15 protein-coding genes and 1 pseudogene are annotated in these 13,867 nt (G+C 59.6%); 10 read left to right on the plus strand and 6 right to left on the minus strand.

Annotated features, from left to right (window positions below; genetic code table 11):
* Nucleotides 1-82 precede the first annotated feature (82 nt).
* The 6 genes and pseudogenes from PSQ19_RS18530 to glyS all read left to right on the plus strand — a co-directional run bounded on the left by PSQ19_RS18530 (nucleotide 83) and on the right by glyS (nucleotide 5,964).
* Nucleotides 83-322 carry a hypothetical protein gene (locus tag PSQ19_RS18530; RefSeq protein ID WP_282218955.1) on the plus strand — a complete coding sequence of 80 codons (240 nt, stop codon included), beginning with the start codon at nucleotides 83-85 and terminating at the stop codon, nucleotides 320-322.
* Between the two features lie 52 nt (nucleotides 323-374).
* Entirely contained in the window at nucleotides 375-1,298 is a 924-nt protein-coding gene (locus PSQ19_RS18535; RefSeq protein WP_282218956.1) for a glycine--tRNA ligase subunit alpha, read from the plus strand.
* Between the two features lie 100 nt (nucleotides 1,299-1,398).
* Nucleotides 1,399-1,960, plus strand: a pseudogene (locus PSQ19_RS18540) (LemA family protein).
* Nucleotides 1,961-1,964: 4 nt separating this feature from the next.
* Nucleotides 1,965-2,672 carry a DUF2207 domain-containing protein gene (locus PSQ19_RS18545; protein WP_282218957.1) on the plus strand — a complete coding sequence of 236 codons (708 nt, stop codon included), beginning with the start codon at nucleotides 1,965-1,967 and terminating at the stop codon, nucleotides 2,670-2,672.
* Nucleotides 2,629-3,861, plus strand: coding sequence for a DUF2207 domain-containing protein (locus tag PSQ19_RS18550; protein ID WP_328517697.1), 1,233 nt, complete (start codon nucleotides 2,629-2,631; stop codon nucleotides 3,859-3,861). The genes PSQ19_RS18545 and PSQ19_RS18550 overlap by 44 nt, the downstream gene beginning before the upstream one ends.
* Before the next feature lie 78 nt (nucleotides 3,862-3,939).
* On the plus strand, nucleotides 3,940-5,964 hold the full coding sequence (gene glyS / locus PSQ19_RS18555) for a glycine--tRNA ligase subunit beta (protein WP_282218958.1): 2,025 nt from the start codon (nucleotides 3,940-3,942) through the stop codon (nucleotides 5,962-5,964).
* Nucleotides 5,965-5,968: 4 nt separating this feature from the next.
* On the opposite strand, the gene PSQ19_RS18560 is transcribed toward glyS, so the two are convergent.
* From PSQ19_RS18560 to PSQ19_RS18575, 4 genes are all read right to left on the minus strand, one after another.
* Nucleotides 5,969-6,706: a TlyA family RNA methyltransferase gene (locus tag PSQ19_RS18560; protein ID WP_282218959.1), complete on the minus strand. Its 738-nt coding sequence runs from the start codon at nucleotides 6,704-6,706 to the stop codon at nucleotides 5,969-5,971.
* Complete coding sequence (locus tag PSQ19_RS18565) at nucleotides 6,703-7,152, minus strand: SCO family protein (RefSeq protein ID WP_282218960.1); 450 nt, start codon at nucleotides 7,150-7,152, stop codon at nucleotides 6,703-6,705. Before PSQ19_RS18565 ends, PSQ19_RS18560 begins: the two co-directional genes overlap by 4 nt.
* 171 nt (nucleotides 7,153-7,323) lie before the next feature.
* Nucleotides 7,324-7,572, minus strand: coding sequence for an exodeoxyribonuclease VII small subunit (locus tag PSQ19_RS18570; RefSeq protein WP_282218961.1), 249 nt, complete (start codon nucleotides 7,570-7,572; stop codon nucleotides 7,324-7,326).
* Nucleotides 7,573-7,585: 13 nt separating this feature from the next.
* Complete coding sequence (locus tag PSQ19_RS18575; protein ID WP_282218962.1) at nucleotides 7,586-8,533, minus strand: histone deacetylase family protein; 948 nt, start codon at nucleotides 8,531-8,533, stop codon at nucleotides 7,586-7,588.
* 73 nt (nucleotides 8,534-8,606) lie between these two features.
* Between PSQ19_RS18575 and PSQ19_RS18580 the strand changes: the two genes are divergently transcribed.
* Nucleotides 8,607-9,551, plus strand: coding sequence for an L-threonylcarbamoyladenylate synthase (locus tag PSQ19_RS18580; protein ID WP_282218963.1), 945 nt, complete (start codon nucleotides 8,607-8,609; stop codon nucleotides 9,549-9,551).
* Between the two features lie 95 nt (nucleotides 9,552-9,646).
* Here PSQ19_RS18580 and PSQ19_RS18585 read toward each other — a convergent pair whose 3' ends face one another.
* Nucleotides 9,647-10,594: a DnaJ C-terminal domain-containing protein gene (locus tag PSQ19_RS18585; protein ID WP_282218964.1), complete on the minus strand. Its 948-nt coding sequence runs from the start codon at nucleotides 10,592-10,594 to the stop codon at nucleotides 9,647-9,649.
* A 123-nt stretch (nucleotides 10,595-10,717) separates the two neighbouring features.
* Between PSQ19_RS18585 and pdxH the strand changes: the two genes are divergently transcribed.
* Together pdxH and PSQ19_RS18595 are read left to right on the plus strand one after the other, a co-directional pair.
* Nucleotides 10,718-11,347 carry a pyridoxamine 5'-phosphate oxidase gene (gene pdxH, locus PSQ19_RS18590; protein ID WP_282218965.1) on the plus strand — a complete coding sequence of 210 codons (630 nt, stop codon included), beginning with the start codon at nucleotides 10,718-10,720 and terminating at the stop codon, nucleotides 11,345-11,347.
* Nucleotides 11,348-11,428: 81 nt separating this feature from the next.
* Complete coding sequence (locus PSQ19_RS18595) at nucleotides 11,429-12,241, plus strand: DUF1499 domain-containing protein (protein WP_282218966.1); 813 nt, start codon at nucleotides 11,429-11,431, stop codon at nucleotides 12,239-12,241.
* Here PSQ19_RS18595 and PSQ19_RS18600 read toward each other — a convergent pair.
* Nucleotides 12,238-13,152: an MBL fold metallo-hydrolase gene (locus PSQ19_RS18600; protein WP_282218967.1), complete on the minus strand. Its 915-nt coding sequence runs from the start codon at nucleotides 13,150-13,152 to the stop codon at nucleotides 12,238-12,240. The two genes, PSQ19_RS18595 and PSQ19_RS18600, sit on opposite strands and share 4 nt — an antisense overlap.
* A 95-nt stretch (nucleotides 13,153-13,247) precedes the next feature.
* On the opposite strand from PSQ19_RS18600, the gene PSQ19_RS18605 reads away from it, so the two are divergent.
* Nucleotides 13,248-13,862 carry a biotin transporter BioY gene (locus tag PSQ19_RS18605; RefSeq protein WP_282218968.1) on the plus strand — a complete coding sequence of 205 codons (615 nt, stop codon included), beginning with the start codon at nucleotides 13,248-13,250 and terminating at the stop codon, nucleotides 13,860-13,862.
* Nucleotides 13,863-13,867: the final 5 nt, after the last annotated feature.

Raw genomic sequence — 13,867 nt, forward strand, 5'->3', positions numbered from 1 at the left:
CGACGCACCTTAAATCTGGGCGCAAGCAAGAGAGACAGCCATGGTTCAGACCCCTTCAATTACCAATAGGAAACGCTAGCCCATGTCCGGATTTGTGCTGCGCGTCCTGATTTTCGGCCTGATTGGCCTCGCCATATATCTGGGCATCTCCAAGATCTGGCGCGACTGGACCAAGCAGTTCAGAACTGACGAGATCGAGGAACGCACCCGTCGCCGCGAACGCGACCTCAAGGATCGCAAAACCCACGACGTCATCGATCTCCAGCGCGATGGTGATGGAATTTTCCGCCCCGGCGATGATGACAAGGACAAACGGCGTTGACCCTGCGCGGCGGCCAAACTAGACAATTGGCCGACAGTACAGGACCGAGCTGATGACCGACCGCCCCGCGCATATGGACCCCCGCAATTCGTTTCAGGGATTACTGCTGACCCTTCAGCATTTCTGGGCGGCGCAGGGTTGTGTCATCCTTCAACCCTATGACATGCAAATGGGCGCGGGCACTTTTCACACCGCAACCACGCTGCGCTCGCTGGGACCAAAGCCCTGGAAAGCGGCCTATGTGCAGCCATCACGCCGGCCAACCGACGGGCGCTATGGTGAAAATCCCAATCGGTTGCAGCACTATTATCAGTTCCAGGTGATCCTCAAGCCATCCCCGGACAATATTCAGGACCTCTATTTGCAGTCGTTGGCCGAGATCGGGTTAGATGCCAAGCTGCACGACATCCGCTTTGTCGAGGACGACTGGGAAAGCCCCACCTTGGGCGCCTGGGGGCTGGGCTGGGAATGCTGGTGCGATGGCATGGAAGTTTCCCAATTCACCTATTTCCAGCAGGTGGCCGGGTTTGAATGCTCGCCGGTGCCCGGTGAAATCACCTATGGCCTGGAGCGGCTGGCCATGTATGTGCAGGGCGTTGAAAATGTCTACGATCTGAATTTCAATGGTCGCGAGGGCGCGGACAAGGTGAGCTATGGCGACGTGTTCCTGCAAAATGAACAGGAATTTTCAAAGTATAATTTCGAAGCCGCCAATACCGACATTTTGTTCCGCCACTTCAAGGATGCCGAAGACGAATGCCAGGCAATTCTCAAGCAGGGCGAGGACGGTGCCAATCGGCAGACCATGGCGGTGCCCGCCTATGAACAGGTGATCAAGGCCAGCCACAGCTTCAATATGCTCGATGCGCGTGGCGTCATTTCGGTAACCGAGCGGCAAAGCTACATTCTGCGCATTCGCGAAATGGCCAAGGCCTGCGGTGCCGCATGGCTGCAAACGGCCGGTGGCGGCGCGTAGGCACCGCTTCCAGCGGCCCCATTGCGTCGAGCAGGGGGCAATGGCATGGTGCCCCGCGGCATGGGTTCGGCAAGCCATGTGTTTTGGGGAGCACTGAGATATGACCACCTGGATTATTCTTGGCATCATTGTCGTGGTGATTGGCTATGCCATCAGCCTTTACAATGGCCTGGTGAACAAGCGGCAAATGACCCAGGAGGGCTGGTCGGGGATCGACGTGCAGGCTCAAGCGCCGCACCGATCTGATTCCAAACCTGATGGAAACCGTCAAAGGCTATATGGGCCACGAGCGCGAAACCCTGGAGGCGGTGACCAACGCCCGCGCCGCCGCACAAAACGCCAGCAGCGGCACGCCCGGCGAACGCTCCAAGGCCGAAGGACTGCTATCGGGCGCATTGGGGCGCTTGCTCGCCGTTGCCGAAGCCTATCCCGACCTCAAGGCCAACACGACGTTTCTCGAGTTCCAGGTGGCGCTGCAAACTGTTGAAGACGAAATCCAGATGGCACGTCGCTACTACAATGGCGCCGTGCGCAATTTGAACGTTGCAGTTGAATCGGTGCCATCAAATTTTGTCGCCAACGCCTTCGGGTTCAGCAAGGCCGAATATTTTGAGCTGGAAAATGTCGAGGACCGCGCCGTTCCTAACGTCAAGTTCAACTAGAGATATGGGCGCGCTGCCAAGACTGCTGCTGGCTGTTGCCTGCCTGTTGCTGGCGGTTTCGCCGGGGGTGGCGCGCGAAGAAATACGCAGCTTTACCTCAAATCTGGTTTTGGCAGCCGATGGCAGCGTCGATGTCACCGAAATCCTCGACGTCAATGCCGAGGGCAACCAGATAAGGCGCGGCATCTATCGCGACATTCCGGTGGTTATGCTCGACGACGACGGCGTGCGGGTGCGGCCCGACCTTCATGTTTTGACGGTCATGCGCGGCAAGCTGCAGGAACCGTTCCGCACTGAGCGGATGGGCGACTTCATCCGTATCTGGATTGGTGATCCCGATGTGCTGGTGCTGCCGGGCGTTCACCGCTATCGCATCAATTACACTATGACGCGCATGGGGCGGATTTTCCCCGACCATGACGAAGTCTATTGGAACGCCACCGGCAATTATTGGAATTTCCCCATTTTGGCATCAATCGCCACGGTGACGCTGCCCGATGGCGCCAGAATTTCCGATATCTCGGGCTATACAGGCGAAGTGGGATCGACCGCCCAGAACGTCAAACTGACCCAGGCTCGCGGCGAACCGCGCCACGATCCGTTCGACCGTCGCCCTGGCTCCCGGCGAGGGGCTGACCTATGCCGTTTCGTTTCAAAAAGGCATTTTGGTGCCACCGTCATCCCAGACACAGTTTTTCTATTGGCTCGCTGACCGGCAGGCGTCGATCATACCCGGTCTGGGCGCTCTCCTGACCCTGATCTATTTCAGTGTGGCCTGGTGGCGCGTCGGCCGCGATCCCAAAAAAGGCATTGTTATCCCGCTGTTTCATCCGCCCCATGATGTGTCGCCAGCGCTGGCGCAATATATCGACAATTGGGGATGGAAGGGGAATGGATGGACTGCCTTTACCGCTGCCATCTTCAATCTTGGTGTCAAGGGATTAGTGCAGATCGACAATACCGGCGATTTGAAAGTGACACCCACCGGGCGCACCGCCAACACTGATTTGACCCCGGCGGAAACCAAACTGTTTGATTACGTCCGATCAAGCGGCGGCTTTACCATCAACAAGACAACCGGGCCGACACTCAACACCAAACGCTCCGAATTCATCAGCACCATCGTGGGCAAGAATCGCGACCTCTGGTTTCGCAACAACGTCCCATACTCGCTGCTCGGCGGCATATTGGCGCTCGCCATGCTGGGGATTCTTGTGTGGCTGGGCTATCTGGACCTGCCATTTCTGATCATCGCCGTGGTGGGGGGCGTGTTTCTCGGTGGCTTTGCCGGGGCCAGCAAGCGGGTGATGGCGGGTAATGCCTTCAGCAAGATATTGTTTTTCGGCTGGATCGCGATTGTCGGCATCAATATGGCCGGTGGCGCGTTGACCGCGTTGAGCACGTTGCGTTTTTCCAGCGCCACGCTGGCGGCACTGACAATTGTCGCCGCCACGATCATTTTTGCTATCCTGATGCGGGCACCCACCATCGCCGGGCGGGCAATGATGGACAAGATCGACGGTCTCAAACTTTACCTCGAAACCGCCGAAAAGAACCGGCTCAATATGGACAAGGCACCACCCATGACCGTCAAGCGGTTCGAAGCGCTGTTGCCCTTTGCCATCGCGCTGGGCGTTGAAAAACCCTGGTCCGAGCATTTTCAGGGTGAACTGGCCCGCAATGCGGTGGCCGATCAGCCATCGGGGGTCGGCTATCACCCGATGTGGTACTCGGGCAGCAATTTCTCCGCCAATCGTTTTGCATCCGATATCAGCACGGCGGCAACATCAATGAGCGCCGCGATGGTTGCGGCCCAACCGGTTCAATCCTCGACCTCTGGTGGCGGCGGTGGTGGTTCTTCCGGCGGCGGCGGCGGCGGCGGTGGTGGCGGCGGCTGGTAGGAATTTTCGCCCAATCCCAAGTGGACAACCCCAACCGGGCTTGCTAGGCAAGCCGCGTTCCAACTGACTGGTCATCCCATGCCTGAATTGCTGCTTGAGCTGTTTTCCGAAGAAATTCCCGCCCGTTTTCAGCGGCGCGCTGCCCAAGATCTGAAAAAATCGGTGACCAATGCTCTGGTGGATGCCGGTCTGGTCTATGAGGGCGCCAGTGCCTTTGTGACACCGCGTCGTCTGGCGCTGACCGTAACCGGTCTGCCAGCGCGCTCGCCCGATACACGCGAGGAAAAAAAGGGCCCCAAGGTTGGCGCGCCACAACAGGCGGTCGACGGTTTTTTGCGCGCCGCGGGGCTGGCGAGCATTGATCAGGCCAAGATCGAGAGTGACCCCAAAAAGGGTGAATTTTATGTCGCGCTGATCGAAAAGACCGGTGCTGACGCCGTTGATATTCTAGGCGCCGTGCTGCCAAAAATCCTCAGTGGCTTTGGTTGGGCCAAATCCATGCGTTGGGGCAGGGGCGGCTTTAACTGGGTTCGGCCGTTGCGCGCCATTACCGCAACCTTTGGCACCGACAATGACGAGCCGGTGATAATCCCCTTTACCATCTGCGACCTGAGCGCGGGGCAAACGACCTTTGGCCATCGGTTTTTGGCACCGGCCGCCATCAAGGTGCGCCGCTTTGAAGACTATGTCATGGCCCTCGAACGCGCCAAGGTGGTGCTGGATCTGGATCGCCGCAAGGAGATTATCCGCACCGACGCCGAACACCTGGCCTTCGCCCAGGGGCTGAGTGTGATCGCCGATGAAGGTCTGCTCGAAGAAGTTGCGGGCCTGGTCGAATGGCCGGTGGTGATGATGGGCGCTTTTGATCCCGCCTTCCTCACCCTGCCAGAGGAAGCCATCATTGCCACCATCCGTGCCAACCAGAAATGTTTCTGCCTGCGCGACGGCAACGGCAAGCTGGCGCCCAATTTCATCATCACCGCCAACACCGAAGCCAGCGATGACGGTGCGGTGATTACGGCGGGCAACGAACGGGTGATCCGTGCACGGCTGAGCGATGCGGCATTCTTTTACAAAAACGATCTGGCGCTACCGCTGGAAAACGGCCTGCCCAAACTTGAAGACATGGTGTTCCACGCCAAGCTGGGCACGCAGTTTGCCCGCGTCGATCGCCTGATCAAGCTGGCCGGTGAGATCGCACCAAAAGTGGGCGCCGATATCGAGACCACCAAGCGCGCCGCGATGCTGGCCAAGGCCGATCTGGTAACCGGCATGGTCGGAGAATTTCCTGAATTGCAGGGGTTGATGGGGCGCTATTATGCCACCGCGCAGGGTGAACCCGCCGCGATCGCCAACGCTATCGAGCAGCACTACAAGCCGGTTGGCCCCTCTGATCAGGTCCCGACCGAACCGGTGGCCATCGCTGTGGCGCTGGCCGACAAGCTCGATCTGCTGACCGGGTTTTGGGCGATCAACGAAAAACCCACCGGTTCGCGCGATCCATTTGCGCTGCGCCGCGCCGCGCTCGGCGTCATCCGCATCATAACCGAAAACAATTTGCGCCTGCCGCTCGCGGTGGAGCCGGATCTGTTGGCCTTCTTCCATGACCGGCTCAAGGGTGTCTTGCGCGACGCCGGCGCGCGCCATGATCTGGTCGACGCGGTAATTGCAGACGATAGCAATGATCTGTTGCAAATCACCCAGCGGGTTGACGCGCTGACGGCGCTGCTATCGTGCGAAGATGGGGTCAACCTGCTGGCGGGCTACAAACGTGCCGCCAATATTCTGGTCGCCGAAGAGAAAAAGGACGGCGTCAGCTTTTCCGGAACCGTTGATCAGAGCGTTCTGAAACTGACGGAGGAAACGGCGCTGGCCTTTGCGGTCGATGCCGTGCACGCGGCGGTCGGCGAGCATATCAAGCATGATGACTACAAAGGCGCCATGGCCGAACTGGCGACATTGCGCAGTCCGGTTGATGCGTTTTTTACCCAGGTGCTGGTCAATGACGAAGACGCAGCCGTCCGCGCCAATCGGCTGAACCTGCTGGCGCGTTTGCGCGACACCATGCATCTGGTCGCCGACTTCTCAAAGATTGCCGGGTAGGGGCCTATCGGCGGCGAAAGACGGCGACTGTTTCAGTATTGCCATCGCCGCCGGTGATTGGCGAAGCAATCGACATGCGGTGGGCAAAATCGTTCTCGTCCATAAAGGTGATCATTTCATCAAGCGCATTGGCAATCGCCTGATCGTCGGTGACGATGCCGCCCTTGCCGATATTGCGCCGCCCCACCTCGAATTGCGGCTTGAACAGGATGATCGCATCGGCACCGGATTTACACAGTGCCAGCGGCGCGGCAAGAATCTTGACCACCGACACGAAACTGACGTCGCTGACCAGAACGTCTATGATGTCAGGAATGATTTCGGCGGTTAAATCCTTGGCGTTGACCCCTTCATGGCTGACCACTTTGTTGGAGCCCCTGAGCCGTTGATGCAATTGGTCGTGGCCGACATCGACCGCATAGATTTTGGCGGCGCCCCGTTCCATCAGCACCTGGGTAAAGCCGCCCGTCGACGAGCCTACATCAAGGCAGATGCGCTCTTTTACAGCGATGTCGCCAGCATCAAGTCCAGCAACCAACTTGAGCGCCGATCGCGATACATAGCGGGCGGCCGGATCATCAATTTCGATCTTGTCAGTTGGGCCAACCATCTGGTTTTGCTTGACGGCGACCGCGCCGTTGATGGTAACGGTGCCCCGCAAGATGGCGTCGCGCGCACGAGCGCGGCTGGGCAGCAATCCGCGTTGTTCAAGCGCCAGATCCAGCCGGATCCGCTCGCTCACGGCGTAACCAGCCGCTTGATCTTGGCCAGGGCCGGGGTATTTGATTCATTATAGGCAATGGTGCCGGCAAAACTGCCATCGGCCTTGATCATGTAAACCAGCGCGGTGTGATCGACCAGATAATAGGGATCGTCCGCCGCCCCGTTTATCTCTGAATAGGCGCCGAACGCGCTCTTGATATTGTCCGTCTGCTGCTGGTCGCCAACCAGACCGATGATCGAGGGATCAAAGCCTTCGACATAGGATTTGACGATAGGCAGCGTGTCGCGCGCCGGATCGACGCTGGCGAAAATGATGCGCAGATCATCCGGCTTTAGGCCCAGTTCACTGCGCCAGGCGGTGGTTTCGGCCAGTGTCGTTGGACAGACATCGGGGCAAAATGTGTAGCCGAAAAATACAAGGCTCGGTTTGCCAACCAGATCGCTTTTGGGTGAACTCGCCGCCATTCGTCGTTTCCATGGCAAAGGTCTGGCCCGAGACGCCGAGTGGCCGGGCCGGGGGCTTGAACAGATACATGGCAGTGGCGCCAACCGCCACGACAGCGACCAGCGCCCACAAGACAATGCGGAACGTCCGAATGGATTTTGGCGACATGAGGTCTCTATCTGGCTATTGGATCAGGCGTCCAGCGGTTCGCTGCCCACCGGCTTGCCATCCTTGGACAGCGTGATCTTCTCGATCCGCGCTTCGGCGGTCCTGAGCAGGGTCTCGCAATGGGACTTGAGCGCCTCACCGCGTTCGTAAATGGCAATCGACTCGGCCAGCGGCGCCTTGCCGCTTTCCAGTTTGCCAACGATCTGCTCAAGTTGTTCAAGCGCTGCCTCAAAGCTGAGCTTCTTGACGTCGTCATTGCTTGGTTCGGCCATGATCGGCTCCTTGTCAGTCATCCAGATTGCCCAGCGCGCCATCCATGAGCATGCCCACATGGGCGGCAGCGCCATTGGCCAGCCCCTTGAGGTCATACCCACCTTCGAGCAGCGAGACAATGCGGTTGCCGCACCGGGCCTCGGCGATTTCCATCAAACGCGCCGTTATCCAGGCAAAATCCCCACCGGTCCAGTTCAACTGCGCCAACGGGTCGCGCTGGTGCGCATCAAATCCCGCCGAAATCAGGATGATGTCGGGCACAAATTCGGTCAGGTTCGGCAATATCTGATGTTGGTAGGCGGCGCGCATCATCGCACCATCGCTATCGGGGGGCAGTGCCACGTTTAATATATTGCCAACGCCGGTTTCACCGGGATGGCCGGTGCCGGGATAAAGCGGCATCTGGTGGCTCGATGCATAAAAAACGCTGGGATCGTCCTTGAAAATATCCTGCGTGCCGTTGCCGTGGTGAACGTCAAAATCGACGATCGCAACCCGATCCGCGCCATATTTGCGCTGGGCCTCACGCGCCACAATGGCAATAGTGTTGATCAGACAAAACCCCATCGGCGTTTCGATCTCGGCGTGATGACCGGGGGGGCGGATGGCGCAAAAAGCGTTGTCGGCCTCGCCCATAATCACCGCGTCCAGTGCCGCCAGTGCCCCACCCAACCCGGTCGCTATCGCATCAAGCGAGCGCGATGAGACGAACGTATCGCCATCGATCTGGCCCAGACCTTCGGCGGGTCGCGCATCGCGCAGCCGCTCGAGATAGCGGGGACCGTGTACCAGACTGGCAAGCGCCAGATCGGCACTGGGAGCGTCGCGCCGCAACAGGCCGTCGAACTGGGGTAGGGTCAATTCCTGCTCGATCGCGCGAATGCGGTCGGCGCGTTCGGGATGGCCGGCGGGTGTCGCGTGGCGCTCAAAATTGGGCTGGCTGACAAAAAGCGTGGTCACCCTGTCACCTTTCCGTGGTCCGGGCACGAACGCCCGTCTTGACGCGCCGTCGTGCTGTTGTCAAACAGCGCGCATGATGTTGAACGCTGCCGCCGCTCCAAACGATCCGCCAACCGTTGCCGCCGCCGCCCGATTGCTGCGTGCGGGCAGGTTATGCGCCTTCCCCACCGAAACAGTCTATGGGCTGGGCGCGGTGGCAACCAACACCGATGCGGTGCTCTCTATCTATCACACCAAGGGACGACCGCGCTTCAATCCTTTGATCATCCATTGTGCTGATCTGGCCATGGCCGAAACGCTGGCCGAATTTTCGCCGCTTGCACACCTGTTGGCCGAAGCGTTCTGGCCCGGCCCGCTGTCGCTGGTGCTGCCGCGCCGCGACAATACCGGACTTTCTGACATCGCCATGGCAGGATTGAGCACGGTGGCCATTCGTATTCCCGCCCATCCGCTGGCGCTCGAACTGCTGGCCAGCGTCGGCCAACCGCTGGCAGCACCCTCGGCCAATCCATCGGGTCGGCTGTCGCCCACCAGTGCCGAGCAGGTGCGAAAGGGATTTGCAGGAAAAGTGCCGGTTCTTGACGGTGGGCCGTGTCTGGCCGGGGTTGAATCAACCATCATCGCCGTCGATGGCGACCGATTGCACCAATTGCGCGCTGGGGGCCTGGCCCGGTCACGCATTGAGGACTTGACCAGTCGGCGGGTGCTCGATGTCGACGCCCACGCGCCGGTCGCGGCGCCCGGCATGCTGGCTAGCCACTACGCGCCCGATGCGGCGGTGCGATTGAACGTAACCGAACCGGTGCCAGGCGAAGCGCTGTTGGGATTCGGCGCGGTTGGTGGTCAACTCAACCTGTCGGTCACCGGCGATCTGAATGAGGCGGCCCGCAATCTTTTTGCCATGCTGCAACAATTGGACGAAACCGGCGCCAGCGCCATTGCCGTGGCGCCGATCCCGACCCACGGTTTGGGCGAGGCGATCAATGATCGGCTGGAGCGGGCAGCAGCACCGCGCTGACGATTATCTTGGCCCTGTCGGGCACCCGATACTGGTTACAATAGATAGTGGGCACGCCCGAGTATCGCGGCCGGGTCTGACACGCCAACCGGCGTTCAGTCCCTGACCTTATACGGCTTTTGGTCACGCCAGAAGCGCATCAGGCTTTCAAGGTCGGCATCGCCACCCTTGGGCAGCACGACCTTGAGATTGACGTACAGATCGCCATCACCATAAAGACCCTTGCCCTTGAGCCGGAGCGATTTTGCCGTATCAACACCCGGCGGCAGGCTCAATTCAACCGATCCGTCCAGCGTTGGCACCCGCACCTTGGTGCCCAGCACGGCTTCGTAAAGGGCAATGGGCATGTCGACGCGTATGTCGTGACCGTCCTTGCGAAACTGCTTGCTCTTGGCAAATCGAATGGTGACCAGCGCATCGCCCGACTCGCCATATGGGGAGGGCGAACCCTGGCCCTTGAGGCGGATCTGCTGGCCCTCCTCGACCTTTTCGGGCAGCTTGACCGACAACATCTTGCCGCTGGGCATGCGTACATTGATCGCGCTGGTCTTGTGCGCATCTTCCAGCGACACCGTGGCATTGACCACAATGTCCTCGCCCTTCCCGCCATGAGCGCCGCTGGCCGTGCCACCGGCAAACGGGTCCCATTGTGCCCCGCCTGCGCTGCGACCACCGCTGCCGCCGCCACCCGGGCGCTGCTGGCCGCCAAAGCCACTCATGAATTCTTTCAAAATGTCCTCGGCCGAAAAGCCCGCCGCGCCATTGCGCCCACCGCGCGAGGCGCCTGCATGAGTGCCCGGATTAAAACCCGCAAATTTCGGGTTGCCGTCCGCATCGATTTCGCCGCGATCAAACTGCGCCCGCTTGGACGCATCATTGAGCAGGTCATAGGCCGACGTTGCCTCGGCAAATTTTGCGTGGGCATTGGGATCGTCAGGATTTTGGTCGGGATGGTGTGCCTTTGCCAGCTTGCGATAGGCAGACTTGATGTCTTTCTCGCTCGCCGAACGGGCCACCCCGAGAACGCTGTAGGGGTCGCGCATTGTATCCAATCATCTTTGTGGGGGCGTTGCTTCGCCCACAGTTCACGTCCTATATGGCGAGAGCGATCACCATTGTCCAGTTTTGCACTGGTTTTCGATTATCATTGCTGCGAGCCACGCCAAATGTCCAACACGCTGACCGACAAATTGTTTGATGACAATGACCCCGCGGTGCTCGATCCGTTTGCGATTTTCGAAGAGTGGTTCGCAATGGCCCATCAAAGCGAGCCCAACGATGCCCACGCCATGGCGCTGGCCAGCGTAGACGATGGTGGCATGCCCGACGTCCGCATGGTGCTGCTCAATGCTCGTGACACCCGCGGTTTCAGCTTTTTTACCAATTTCGGCAGCGCCAAGGGCGTTGAATTGCTGGCTCATCCCAAGGCCGCAATGGTGATGCACTGGAAATCAATTCGTCGGCAGATCCGCATGCGCGGCCCGGTGGAAGTTGTAACCCCGGCTGAAGCCGATGCTTATTTTGCCTCACGCCCAAGGGGCTCGCAGATTGCCTCGGCCGCCTCAAAACAATCACGCCCGCTGGCAAACCGCGAACGATTGGCGGCCGATGTGGCCGCCCTGACCGCCCAGATTGGCGACGCGGACATGGTGCGCCCCGAACATTGGTCGGGTTTTCGCCTCGTGCCGCTCGAAATCGAATTCTGGAAAGATGGCGAGTTTCGCCTGCATGATCGCGTCCGCTACACGCGTGAGGGGACTGATATGCCCTGGTCCGCACAGCGGCTTTATCCCTGAAAATCAGTCAGTTAAGATCCGATTCAAACTCGAGCAACCTCTTGGCACTATGGTTGGGCCTGAAACCGGACCGATAACAGCGTGCGCATCTTAATCAGAACATCGAAATGGGCGATCTGGGCGCGGCGTATCGCCAGCATAGCCGTGCCTCTGGTGGTAATACCGCTGGTACTCCACCGTCTTCAATTACTGGCCAGCGACTCATTCTTGAATTTGGCACTGGTTGCCCTCGGCGTCACACTACTCGGACTGCTTTCGGCCCTGATTGCGCTGGTGCGCCTGTGGATTATCGGCGATCAAGGCTGGGGGCGCGCCATATCTGCGATGCTCCTGTGTCTCCTGTGCCTGGTCCCGTTTTGCTATGTCGGGGTATTGGTGCTGCGCTATCCAGACGCCACCGACATCGCCACTACCGATCGGCAATTACTGCCGCTGGTGTTTGATCCGGCGACCCGGGGGATGGCCCCCCCAAGACTGCTGGGCGAGACAGGACAGGAAAAGGTCTTTCCCAACGCCAAGACGCGCAATTATCCGCTCAATGAGGATCAGGCCTTTGCGCTGGTCGCGCGCATGATCGGCGATCAGGGCTGGGAAATTCGCTTTCGACATGACCCCACCGGCCCCGGCGATCCCGGCATCATCAATGCCCGCATGACCACCTTGCTCGGCTGGCGGGAAGAGGTCGTTGTGCGCGTTTCGGGCGATGCCAGCCGCTCCAGCGTCGATATGCGATCGGTATCTCTTAATGCCCTGCACGATTTGGGGTCGAACGGGCTGCGGATCGAAAAATTTCTGGGCGCACTTGATAATCAGGTGACGGATCTGTTGCGCGACAATCCCAATATCAACCAGCCGATCGAGGCTGATGACACGCCTGAAACGCCAGAACCCTAAAGCGCTACACGTAGGCCCCACGGGCGTCGGCTGACCCGGAGCGCACCACTGGATTCGAGATATTCGATATGGGCCATGACCGTCATTCGCGCCGCCACCTTTATGGCAAGCGGCACGTCGGGATAGAGTTTGCCGGTGATTGCTGGCACCGAATGAGCGCCCGCTGACACGGCGGCAATGATCTGGCTGTTGCGCTGGCGCCGATGTGCCTCCAGCGCCTTGCCATATGCCGGGCCATCCGCGATAGGGCCGCCATGAGCGGGTACATAGTACCGGTATCCGCTGGCCAGCACCCGCCCCAGCGAAGCGAAATAATCGGCCATCGACCCGTCGGGTACTGACACAAGAGTCGAATTCCAGCCCATGACGTGATCGCCGGTCAACAGGATGGGCGTGCCAACCAGACCAAATGCCAAATGATTGGCGCAGTGTCCGGGTGTCGCTATCACCTCAAGCCGCGTCTTGTCGACCATCAGGCGGTCGCCATCGACGAGCACGCGATCAGGCACCAGATGCCAATCGCATGAATTGCGAATCGGATTGCGCTCGAACCGACGCAGCGGGCGGGACAGGCGATGTCGTCCGCCAAACCAGAGCGGCGCACCCAGTTCTCGCGCCAGTTGTGCGGCAGCGTCGCTATGATCCTTGTGGGTGTGGGTCAGGATGATGGCATCGACGCGCCGACCGTCAATGGCCTGGCGTAGTGCTGCCAGATGCAGCGAATCAGCGGGGCCGGGATCGACAAGCGCCAGCCGCTCCTGGCCGATGAGAAAACTGTTGGTGCCAGTAAAAGTATAGGGACTGGCGTTGGGCGCGGTAACCCGCACCAGATCCGGTGCCACCTGAACCGGCCTGCCGGTTTGCGGATCAAACGCGGTGTCAAAGCTCAAAGTTGGGGCAGGGCTGGCCATTGCGCTCACGATAGGGACAGATTATGACGTTACACGAGCATTCCTAACGCATTCGGCGCCAATTCGCCGAATTATCGAGGTACGAAAGGTATAAAATGGCCGTGACCCTGACTACGCCGAACACCCTTTTGGGCGCGCTCGCGCCAAAGGGTGAGGCTGCCAAACTCGCAACCAATCTGGTCACCATATTGCTGGGCACGCTGCTGCTCACCATCAGCGCCAAGATCAGTGTCCCGGTCTGGCCCGTGCCGGTGACCTTGACCAGTTTTGCCGTTGCCGCAATTGCCGCGGCATTCGGCTGGCGGCTGGGCGTTGCCACGGTCGCTGCCTATCTACTCGAAGGTGCCATGGGACTTCCCGTGTTTGCGGCGGGTGGTGGTCTTGCCTATTTTGCCGGTCCGACAACCGGGTTCCTGATCGGCTACCTGCCAATGGCCTATATTATCGGCCGTGCCAGCGACATGGGCGCCGCCAACAAGCCCGCTTTGCTGTTCGGCGCCATGTTGGTCGGCGATGCCGTTCTGTTCGTTCTCGGTTTTGTTTGGTTGCTGGCCATGGCCGGGCAGGCCGGATGGATCGACCAGACCAATGTAGTTGCCTCTGCCTTTGCCAAGGCAGTGCAGCCATTCATCGTCTGGGACATTCTGAAAATGGCGCTGGCAGCGCTCAGCGTTGCCGGTGCCTGGTCACTGCTCAAAGCCCGGCGCTGATTGTC

It is taken from the genome of Devosia algicola, assembly GCF_028816455.1.
GTDB classification, from domain to species: Bacteria; Pseudomonadota; Alphaproteobacteria; order Rhizobiales; family Devosiaceae; genus Devosia; species Devosia algicola.